This window comes from Pseudomonas sp., from assembly GCF_030147005.1.
GTDB lineage: Bacteria > Pseudomonadota > Gammaproteobacteria > Pseudomonadales > Pseudomonadaceae > Aquipseudomonas.
In genome coordinates this window covers 33699-43361 of sequence record NZ_JASLAW010000229.1, presented here as the reverse complement: position 1 = coordinate 43361, position 9663 = coordinate 33699, and the positions used below count along the sequence as shown (strand labels likewise).

The 9663-nt window shown below is 60.9% G+C and carries 9 protein-coding genes; 2 read left to right on the top strand and 7 right to left on the bottom strand.

Annotation, left to right across the window (positions count from 1 at the left end; genetic code table 11):
* From tssK to tssB, 7 genes are all read right to left on the bottom strand, one after another.
* Positions 1-663, bottom strand: a 663-nt coding sequence (gene tssK, locus Q1V60_RS21885) for a type VI secretion system baseplate subunit TssK (RefSeq protein ID WP_300634702.1), incomplete at its 3' end; no start/stop codon positions are given.
* 37 nt (positions 664-700) lie between these two features.
* Positions 701-2053 carry a type VI secretion system lipoprotein TssJ gene (gene tssJ, locus Q1V60_RS21880; protein ID WP_300634699.1) on the bottom strand — a complete coding sequence of 451 codons (1353 nt, stop codon included), beginning with the start codon at positions 2051-2053 and terminating at the stop codon, positions 701-703.
* Entirely contained in the window at positions 2050-3072 is a 1023-nt protein-coding gene (gene tssG / locus Q1V60_RS21875; protein ID WP_300634696.1) for a type VI secretion system baseplate subunit TssG, read from the bottom strand. The genes tssJ and tssG overlap by 4 nt, the downstream gene beginning before the upstream one ends.
* Positions 3036-4802 (bottom strand): type VI secretion system baseplate subunit TssF, encoded by a 1767-nt coding sequence (gene tssF, locus Q1V60_RS21870; protein WP_300634693.1) that lies wholly within the window; start codon positions 4800-4802, stop codon positions 3036-3038. Before tssF ends, tssG begins: the two co-directional genes overlap by 37 nt.
* 7 nt (positions 4803-4809) lie before the next feature.
* Positions 4810-5223, bottom strand: coding sequence for a type VI secretion system baseplate subunit TssE (gene tssE, locus Q1V60_RS21865; RefSeq protein WP_124377397.1), 414 nt, complete (start codon positions 5221-5223; stop codon positions 4810-4812).
* Complete coding sequence (tssC, locus tag Q1V60_RS21860) at positions 5224-6702, bottom strand: type VI secretion system contractile sheath large subunit (RefSeq protein WP_300634689.1); 1479 nt, start codon at positions 6700-6702, stop codon at positions 5224-5226.
* A 30-nt stretch (positions 6703-6732) separates the two neighbouring features.
* Positions 6733-7236: a type VI secretion system contractile sheath small subunit gene (tssB, locus tag Q1V60_RS21855; protein ID WP_300634687.1), complete on the bottom strand. Its 504-nt coding sequence runs from the start codon at positions 7234-7236 to the stop codon at positions 6733-6735.
* 431 nt (positions 7237-7667) lie between these two features.
* On the opposite strand from tssB, the gene Q1V60_RS21850 reads away from it, so the two are divergent.
* Both Q1V60_RS21850 and tssA read left to right on the top strand, forming a co-directional pair.
* Positions 7668-8234 (top strand): type VI secretion system-associated protein TagO, encoded by a 567-nt coding sequence (locus Q1V60_RS21850; protein WP_300634685.1) that lies wholly within the window; start codon positions 7668-7670, stop codon positions 8232-8234.
* Positions 8222-9658 carry a type VI secretion system protein TssA gene (gene tssA, locus Q1V60_RS21845; protein WP_300634682.1) on the top strand — a complete coding sequence of 479 codons (1437 nt, stop codon included), beginning with the start codon at positions 8222-8224 and terminating at the stop codon, positions 9656-9658. Before Q1V60_RS21850 ends, tssA begins: the two co-directional genes overlap by 13 nt.
* Positions 9659-9663 lie beyond the last annotated feature (5 nt).

The following is a 9663-nucleotide window of genomic DNA, read 5'->3' as shown; positions in this document are numbered from 1 at the left end:
GATGCGCTGGGCCAGGTTTTTGGCGCGTTCACGCATCAGGCCGGCCACTTCACCCAGGTAGCGATGCAACGCCGGCACCGCTTGCAGGGACAAGCTGGTGGGGTAGAAATGCTCGTCCATCACCAGGCTGCCGTCCGGGCGTTTGTCCTTGATTTTGCCTAGGGCAATGCCGGTAAAGGCGCTGCGGTCGCTGCGTTCGAGCATCAGTTGCAGGTTGGGCACGGCCAGGTCCATGCCGACCTGATCGCCGTCATCGCTGTGGGTGTCGCGGATTTCCTCGCGGCGGGCGATGTAGCGGCTGTTGCCGTACTGGTCGGGCCAGCGCACTTCGAGGGCGCCGTTGGAGCGCAGCGGCAGGGCCAGGTAGGCGATCTGGCCGACCGCGCTGCTGTCAGCGATCTCCAGCGGGGAGGGCGGTGCCAGGTCGTGGGGAATGTCGAAGACGCTGCCGTCGGGCATGATCCCGCGTGCCCGAGTAATGGTGATTTTGCCGAAGCTCAGGTATTCGTCGTTCAACGCCAGCTCGCTGAAGCCGTAGAGCGCATCGTTCAGGCTGTGCAGGCGCTGGTGCACGGCGGCTTCGGCGGCGCGGGCCTGTTGCTGGAAGTGCTGGGGTTTGACGAACAAACCTTCATGCCAGATGACGGGGTTGCGTGAACTCATCGGTGGTTACTCGGGGCAAAAGCGGCTGAAAAAGGCGTCATCGGGTTTCTCCCTTGAGGCTGACCTGGGTGGCATCCAACTGCACCAGTACGGCGTACTGGCGGCCTTTGGGCTCGACGCGCAGGCGCTGTTTCCACTGGCCGACATCAGTGCTGTGGTAGTTGGCGATCACTGCGATAAAGCGGGTGTCTTCATCCAGGGCGCGCAGGTCGATGAACTTGAATTGGCCGGGGTTGAGCAGGTAGTCGTCGGCGCGGATGTAGGTGCTGCCCAGGGTCTTTTTCAGGTCGTCGGCCATGGCTTGTGGGCTGGCGTTGACCAACAGCGAGTCATCGGTCAACTGCAAGACCTTGAAGGCGATGGGCGTGGCGACATGCGCCAGCGCCGGGTTGCCCCATGGCGTGGTGAGACTGACGCCTTGGGCGTCGTAGTCGCCCAACAGCGCGTCTTCGATGGGCGACATCGGCACGATGGGGGCTGGCTCCTCGTTCAGTGGCGACTGGGCCGGCACGCTTTCGTAAAGGTGGTTGAGCAGGGTTTGCACCTTGTCCGTCAGGGCTTGTGGGCTGGTTGCCTGCACGTTGAGGGTGTAGGGCGAACGGCTCGCGTCTTCATCCAGTGCCGTGCCGGTGCTGATCAGGCGTGGGTTGACGTCGTCGCTGGCGTACAGGCTCAGGGAGTAGCGGCTGGGCTGATCGTCGGGGCCGCCGACCGGGATCGACGGCGTCCAGATCACCTGGCCGATCTTGCCGAGCATGGTGCAGCCGCCGAGGGTCAGGCAGGCCAGCAACAGGGTGCCCAGACGCAGGTTGCTGAACAGAGTGCTGGAACGTTTTGGAACCATTGGGCGAACTTTAGGCGGCTGCTTTTTTGAAGGCGGCGCTGCTTCCAGTGCTCGCAGCGGATCGCCTTGCTCCGTCAAATCCACGGGTTGGCAAAGACGCTCGAACTCCGGGCAAGTGGCAGCTCGCTTATCCACCTGTGGCCGACTCGGCAGGTCTTGCTGGTGCCACACGTGCATGCCTTCAGGGTGGTCGCCGAGAAGCTCATCGAGCGAATGCTGCCCTGGGGCGTGCTCGACCAACTGCACCGCAACCTGATACGCACCAATCTGCAACCGATCACCGTCGTTGAGGCTTATCGCAACATGGCGCTCAAGCGGCAGGTCGTGACCGTTGACGTAGGTTCTACCGCTGCGGTCGATCACGCAGAAGCGCCCTTCGATGACGCGGATATCGCAGTGGTTGGGGCGTACGCTGTTGTGGCGATCTTCCAGGCGCCAGTCCACCGCGGCACTGCCGATGCTGCCGCCCTGTGGGCCAAACCGGTGAAGAGGCAAATAGCCGTGCAGCAACTGCGCAGGGTTGTTGATAACCAGGGTCAGCTTCATGCGCGCCCCCGAATCCGCACCACGGCGGGATGACGGTGTTCTTGATGTTCGATAAAGCTGGTCCAGCCCAGGTGGGTGCCGCTGGCGCGTTGCAGGTTGAACGGCGGTACATCTTCTTCGCGTAGCCCCAGTTCCAGGTCGTAGGCGGTAGCATCGCGCAGCAGAAAATCCATCAACTGGCGCAAGCGTCCGAACTGATCGCCGCTGGGCAAAAACTGTCGAAAGCGCGTCTGGGTCAGGTTGGGAATGACGAGGGTGAACTTGCTGGCGCGGGTTTTGCTGCGGTCGCCCACCACGAAATCGCTTCCGAGAACACCGTTGGCTTTGCCAAGTGACAGGCGCTGGCGTTGGTCCAAACTCACCGAGCGCGCCTCGAATTCACGGATATGCACGCCGTGCAGGTCGAAACAATGTTCGACGATGCCGGACACCACCGAGGGCGAACGGCTGCGGCTGGCGATCAAGCCGGCAAAGCTCAGCAGGCGACCCCATGGCAGCGGCGTGGCACCACGCAGGTCGTTGTCGTTCAGCCCGACCATGGAAAATACGTAGCGTGAAAAGCGATCGCTGGCCTCGGCCTGAAAGCGAATGTAGTAGCGGTACTTGCGCCAGCTGGTGTGCAGTAGGGTCAGCAAGCGATGGTTAAAAAAATCCATGAACGCCGGGCGAATCCCGCGCTCCTGGGCCTGCTCGTAGGCCAGGCGGTCCAGGTAATAACCGGGCAAGGGCGAGTCGGTACCGTGCAGGCCAAAGAAGCTGGTCTGCAAGCGATAGCGCACCTCTTCGCGGTCCTCTTCAATGCGTGCCGCCTCGACCACGTCGGAGGCCGGAAAGCCCAACCCCGCATGGCTTTGCAGGCGCACGCGACGGCGCGTCGCCGCACTCAAGGGCTGCGTCTCCAGATCATCGCCGTGCAAAGCGTGCAGATGCTCCAGCAGACGGTGAAACGAGTAGTTCCGCGCGTCGGCCAGCAGCACATCGGCTAGATCACGGGTTGTCTGCCGGTCAACAGTGGCCATTCGTAGCGCTCGTTGTTAGTGGTATTGATCACTTCCAGGCGGTGGAAGGAGTTGATGCTCGCGTACAGCGCGAAGAAGTGCGAAAGCACGCTGGCGAACAGGTACAGCTCGCCCTCGCAGAGGAAGGCGTTCTGGTCCAGTTGCAGACGGGTCTGCACGCCACGCACCGGCTGGCCCTTCATCAGCCAGTCGATGGGGGTGGTCACGGCATTCTGGATACCGTTGAGGCGCTTGCGGGTAGCGCGGGCCTGTTGCAGGTCGTGCAGGGCGGCGAAGTCATAGGCGCGGATCACCGCCTTGAGCGGCTCGGCCGACAGCAACGACAGGTAGTTCAGCGACAGGTTGGAAATCAGCGTCCAGTGCAGGCTGGCATCCAGGACCGGCCGGTAGCTTCGGGTCGGTGCGATCAGGTTGGTGTAGGTGGCAAACGACGGCGTGACTTCGGTGGACAGCGATACATCTCCCACGCCCAGCAACTGCGGCAAATCTCGGTTGCTGCAGGTCAATTCGATGGACGCCGCTTCATGCTCGCCGATGTACAGGCTTTCATCGCCGCGCACGAAAGCAATGCGATGACGCAAGCCCTCGCGGCCATGGGACTCTTCGATATGCGTACGGAAATACAGTGCCGTACGACCCCGCGCATGTTCGATCTCGTGCTGGAACGACTCGAACGGGGTAAAGCGCCGCAACGGATCGCCCTTGCGCTCCTTGTCGGCGGCATCCCAACCGGCCACCTGGTCGACGCTGAAAATTTCAAAGGCTTCGGGACGGTTGCCGCTGGGGCTGATACGCCGTTCCAGGCTGCGCCCGTCCAGCGCAATCGGATTGGCGTCGTGACGGAACAGGTTGACCGCCGGCGCGCAGTACAGGTGCAGGTCATTGGCGCGCAGGCGGATATCAGGCGGCATGGGCCGGCTGAACTGAAATTCAAAGCGCAGGCTGGTGGCACTGATGTGCGGCCAGACGCGCGCCAGTTGGGTCAGGCTGAAAAAGTGAAAACGCTGCGGGAACACAAAATACTCCTGCAGGATCCGGTAGCCATCGAACACATTGCGCGGGTAGGGCAGCAGCGCCTCGTCGGGTGTGAAACCGGGAAAGCCGATAGTGTTGGCCGGCAGGCGATAGCTTTGCTTATCAATGCGCAACGTGACGCTGTCCAAGTAGTGGGCGAGCCACAGGTACAACGTCATGGCGGTGGCGTTGTCCCCACCCAGATGAAAATCCAGCTGGTCGCAGGACATGCTGGTCAGCGGTTGCTCGGTCAACACCTTGAGGTCGATGCGCATCACCGAGGCCTCGCGGCTGTGGGCATCGCTGACTTCCTGCAAGGCCAGTGGGTACAGGTTGACGTCAGTGCAGGTACGAAACTGGCAGGAGATGCCATCCACCGGTTTGGCAAACAACGGCGTGCCTTTGGGGATCACCTGGCGCTGGCTGATCGCATCCGGCAATGGTGTAAAACAGATGATGGTCGCGCTGGGCAGGGGCCGCAGGTAGTTGGGCCAGAGCATCTGCAGCAGCGGATGGGTCAGCTCCGGCAAATCGTCGTCGATCTTCAGCCCCAGTTTGGCGGTGAGGAAGGCAAAGCCCTCCAGCAGCCGCTCCACGTCCGGGTCGCCGGCCTGATCACCGAGAAACTGCGCCAGTTGCGGGTTGTCCTCGGCAAACTCGCGGCCGAGTTCGCGCAGGTAGCGCAGCTCCTCGGCAAAGCGTTGTTTCAAGTCCATTGCATCCTCATCTCACGCGGGTGTAGCCGTCGCGGCCGTGCATGGCCACCTCGATCTGCACCTGTTCTTCCTTGTGGTTGACCTGCACCTGGCAATCCAAGTGAAAGTTCAGCTCCAGCGGCAGGTCCGGGTCGGGCTGAAAGCGCACGCCCGTGACCTTGATGCGCGGTTCAAACGCCTCCACCGAACGCCGGATATCGGTGCTGATCGCTACCACCAGGTCACTGCTGGCCTGGGTGACGCCGTTGAAATCGCGCAGGCCCAGCTCAGGGCTGCTTTGCGAGCAGCCCTGGCGTGAGTTGAGCACCTGTTCCAAGTGGCGTTTGATCGCCTCGACACGCTGGCGCGCCTGTTCATCCGCGCTGCCGGGGCGGTAGCGCGGTGCGTCGGGTTCCAGGCGTTCGAACAGGCTGGCGCCCACTTACTGGGTGTCCAGCCGACCGACCAGGGAGATCTCGAAGTTGGCGCCCATGTACTTGAAGTGCGGGCGCACGGCCAACGACACCTGGTACCAGCCTGGATTGCCGTCCACGTCCTGCACCACGACTTTGGCGGCGCGCAAGGGGCGACGGCTGCGCACGTCGGACGAAGGGTTTTCCTGGTCGGCGATGTATTGTTTGAGCCAGTCGTTCAGCTCGCGCTCCAGGTCCTGGCGTTCCTTCCAACTGCCGATCTGTTCGCGTTGCAACACCTTGATGTAGTGGGCCAGGCGATTGACGATAAACAGGTACGGCAACTGGGTGCCGAGCTTGTAATTGGTCTGGGCTTCCTGGCCTTCGCGGGTCTTGGGGAAGTTCTTCGGTTTCTGTACCGAGTTGGCCGAGAAGAACGCGGCGTTGTCACTGTCCTTGCGCATGGTCAGCGGGATAAAACCGGCTTCGGCCAGCTCGAATTCCTTGCGGTCGGAGATCAGCACTTCAGTTGGGATCTTGGCCTGCAATTGGCCGAGGGATTCATACAGATGCACCGGCAAATCGTCCACCGCGCCGCCGGATTGCGGGCCGATGATGTTCGGGCACCAGCGGTAGCGGGCGAAGCTGTCGGTGATGCGCGAAGCCATCAGGAACGCGGTGTTGCCCCACAGATAGTTATCGTGATTGCCGTCGACGGTTTCGTCGTAGCCGAAGCTGCGCGTTGAATTGTCGTCGGTGCTGTAGGGCGGGCGCAGCAAGAAGCGCGGCAGGGTCAGGGCCAGGTGGCGGGCGTCTTCGGATTCGCGCAGGCTGCGCCATTTGGTGTGGCGCGGGCCTTCGAAAATGTCGCTGACCTCCTTGAGGTCGGGCAGACCCTGGAAGCCTTCCAGGTTGAACAGTTCAGGCCCGGCCGCCGAGACAAACGGTGCATGGGACATGGCGCCGATGGAGGCCACATAGCTGAGCAACTTGATGTCCGGCGAGCTGGGGCCAAAGGTGTAATTGCCGACGATGGCGCCCACCGGTTCGCCGCCAAACTGGCCATAGCCGGCGGTGTAGACGTGCTTGTACAAGCCGCTGCGGGTGATGTCGCCGGCGTTGTCGAAGTCGTCCAGCAGTTCCTCTTTGGTGACGTGCAGCATTTCCAGCTTGATGTTCTCGCGAAAGTCCGTGCGATCCACCAGCAGCTTCAGGCCGCGCCAGGCCGATTCCAGTTGCTGGAATTGCGGCTGATGCAGGATCACGTCCATCTGCTTGCTCAGCGCGCGGTCGATCTCGGCAATCATTTGGTCGACCCGGTGCTTATTGACTGGCTGCTGGTGATCACCGCTTTGCAGGATTTCGCTGATGAACGCAGCCACGCCTTGGCGGGCCACGGCATAGCCTTCCTGGGAGGGGCGGATGGTGGTGTTGGCCAGCAGTTGATCGAGCAAGGACGGCTGTTCATCGGTGACCAGCACTTGGGCGGCGGCACTTTCCCTAGGCATGAGGGCGACTCCATATGGATGTAAAAGAGATCAGTTGTTTGGCGCGTCAAGCACCAGATTCAGTTCACTGGCCAGGCGTTGACGGGCGGTTTCATCGGTCAGCAGGTTTTGCAGGTGCTTGCGAAAGGCAGGTACGTTGCCCATCGGTCCCTTGAGCGCGACCAGCGCTTCACGTAATTCCAGCAACTTGCTCAGTTCGGGGACTTGGCGGGCAATGGCGTCAGGGCCGAAATCATTGATGTTTTTGAATTGAAGCTGCACATTCAAGTCTGTGTCGTGCTCGTTGTTCAATACGGATGGCACCGCCATATCCAAGGCCACGTCGGCTTTGGTCAGGACTTCATTGAAAGTGTCTTTATCTATCCGAATGGAGGGTCTATCTTCAAGAGAGCTTAGTTCGCCGTGGCCTTTGAAGTCGCCCGTGACCAATAACTTCAGCGGTAACTCGACTTCGGCTTGTTGGTCGCCAGTAGCTGGTACGTACTTGATATTTATGCGTTCTTTAGGCGCGACAGAACTTTGAGATTTCGACATGGGAAAAGTCCTTTTTTGAAGGTGGTGCTATTAAAAGCCCATGTTTCGTAAAAAGTCATGTCGGACGAAGCCGATTCGTCTTGTGGTATCAGGATGTAAGAAAAATCCATGCTTAATGTTTATTTATTGCGAGGAAAATTCATACGCCATTGGGTTTAATTATCTGAGAGGTGCGTCTGGTATTTAAGTTTTTTGCAGAAAATTGATGCCTGCAACTTACCTGTTGGTTATTTATATAAGTTCATACCAAGTTGCTGTGTTCGAAGGCGAGCGCTCACCTTGGTTCAACAGTAAAAGTTGAATTTATTAATGTTGGGGAGGCGTTGATGCGCAAAGGATGGCAACGTTGGCGTTGGGTAGGGGGCTTATGTGCGATGCTCGTTACCCCGCACATACATGCACTGCCGATGGCACAAGATTGCCCGGCGATCGTGTCCCCACTCAAACTCCTGGTATTCTTTGACCTGGCTGCCGGCACTCCCATCCATCATCCGCCTGCACCGCCGCGCGCCCTGAGTCGGGTGCTGCCGATTGTCGATCTGGTGAATCGCAATGAGGCCAAGCGTGCGCCCGAGGACCAGCGCTTTTTGTTATCGTCTTTCCCAGCGTCGGACAACGCTCAGCCACCCCGGCTGGTCATCTCGGCGCCCGCCTTGGGCGCATTACCGCCCCGTCCTCATTTGGCCATCAGCTGCGAGTCGAAAATTTCGCGGCTGCAATTGGTGCTGGATGAACCGGCCAAGCCCAACAAAATTCGTATTCAGCTATTCAAGGATGAGCGCCCGGTCTCCGCGGCCTATCAATGGCAGGTGCTGGACGACGCCGGCCTAGTGGTCGATGCCGGGCGCGGGCTGCAGGCGATTTCCCTGTTGCGCAATATGGGCGGTGGCCAGCGCCTGCGGCTGGAGAGCGACTATCCGCGGCTGCACGGCCTGGTATTCGATGCCGAGGGGCTGGGCGAACTGATCGAACAGGAGCGTCAGGCATGTCGCTGGTAATTGATGTTCCGGTCGATATCGTCGAGCGGCTGTTGACCCCCATCGACGCCGAGCAGCCTGCCGGGCATTTCGATGTGGAGGACGAGACTTACCAAGCCATCGACCAGGAGATGGTCAAGCTGGGCGGCTTGCGCGAAAGCAATATCGACTGGCCCTACATCGACGAAGCCTCTCGCGATTACCTGGCGACCCAGTGCAAGCACTGGCGCATCGTCGGCCATTTGCAAGTGGTCTGGTTGCGTACCCGCCAGTGGGTACGCTGGGCCGATGCTCTCGGGCTGATTGCGGGTATGGTCGAACAGTATTGGGACAACGCCTACCCCAAACCCGGCCCCACCGGTTACCTGAATAAGCGCAAGCAGGTTCAACGCTTGCTGGAGGATCTGGGTCAGGTGCTGCCGGCCCTGGAGCGCAGCAGTTTTGAACCGGCTTACCAAGCAGCGGCGCGACGGGCGCTGGTTAACCTGCAACAGTGCGTCGACAGCGCCAAGCTCGACGCCGCAGCGCTGGACACGTTGAAACGGCAGTTGGACAAATACAGCGAGCCGGCCGTGGTGAACGCGCCTGCCCGTACGCCTACTGTCAGCGGCGCTCTGGACGCTGCCTTTTTCAGCCCGCCTAAACCGCAAGCGCCAAGTAACGAACGTGAACAACGCCGCGCCGTGTTGAACATGGCCGAGCAGATCAACCAACAAGATCCCTATGACCCCACCGGCTACCAACTACGACGCTTCGGCCTGTGGTCGCATTTGCGTACTGCGCCGCTCATCACCCGCGACCGTCGCACCGAATTGACCGCCGTGCCCAAGGATATCGTCGACGGCTATCAGGACGCGCTGAACCACAACGCCATCGAGCCGAACCTGCTGCTGCGCATCGAAAAAAGCGTCTGCGCCTCGCCGTACTGGCTGCGTGGCAGCTACTTGGCCGCCGAGGTCGCCTCGCGGCTGGCGATGGAAGAAGTGGCGGCCGCCGTTCGCCAGACCTGCGAGCGGTTTGTCTGCCGTTTGCCGGCCTTGCTGGAGTTGTGCTTCAGCGACGGTACGCCGTTCGTGGATGCGCAAACCCAGGCCTGGATCACCGGCGCCGATCAGGCGCACGCCACCGGCAGCCCGGTGCAGGAATACGCCGGCCTGCGCGACGAACTGGCCAGCCAGCTCAATAGCGAAGGCGTGGAAGTGGTGCTGCTGCGCCTGCAGGAACTGCACGCCACCCAAGATGCTCCGCGCCAGCGCAGCTACGCCACGGTGATTGCCGCCGACCTGTTGGCCTCGCGTGGACTGTCGTGGCTGGCGGACGACCTGTACGCCAGCGTTGCACGGCTGATGCGCGAGACCACGGCGCAGGGGTGGGAACCGGAGCTGTACCGGAAAGTGGCGCAACCCATCGACGACAGTCATTTGATCAAAGCGGTTAAGGAGTAGGAGCG

Bases quoted from the DNA above. Each gene is read 5' to 3' on its own strand.
- tssJ (WP_300634699.1), bottom strand. From the start codon at position 2,053: ATGAAGCTGACCCTGGTTATCAACAACCCTGCGCAGTTGCTGCACGGC.
- tssG (WP_300634696.1), bottom strand. From the start codon at position 3,072: ATGGCCACTGTTGACCGGCAGACAACCCGTGATCTAGCCGATGTGCTG.
- tssF (WP_300634693.1), bottom strand. From the start codon at position 4,802: ATGGACTTGAAACAACGCTTTGCCGAGGAGCTGCGCTACCTGCGCGAA.
- tssC (WP_300634689.1), bottom strand. From the start codon at position 6,702: ATGCCTAGGGAAAGTGCCGCCGCCCAAGTGCTGGTCACCGATGAACAG.
- tssB (WP_300634687.1), bottom strand. From the start codon at position 7,236: ATGTCGAAATCTCAAAGTTCTGTCGCGCCTAAAGAACGCATAAATATC.
- tssA (WP_300634682.1), top strand. From the start codon at position 8,222: ATGTCGCTGGTAATTGATGTTCCGGTCGATATCGTCGAGCGGCTGTTG.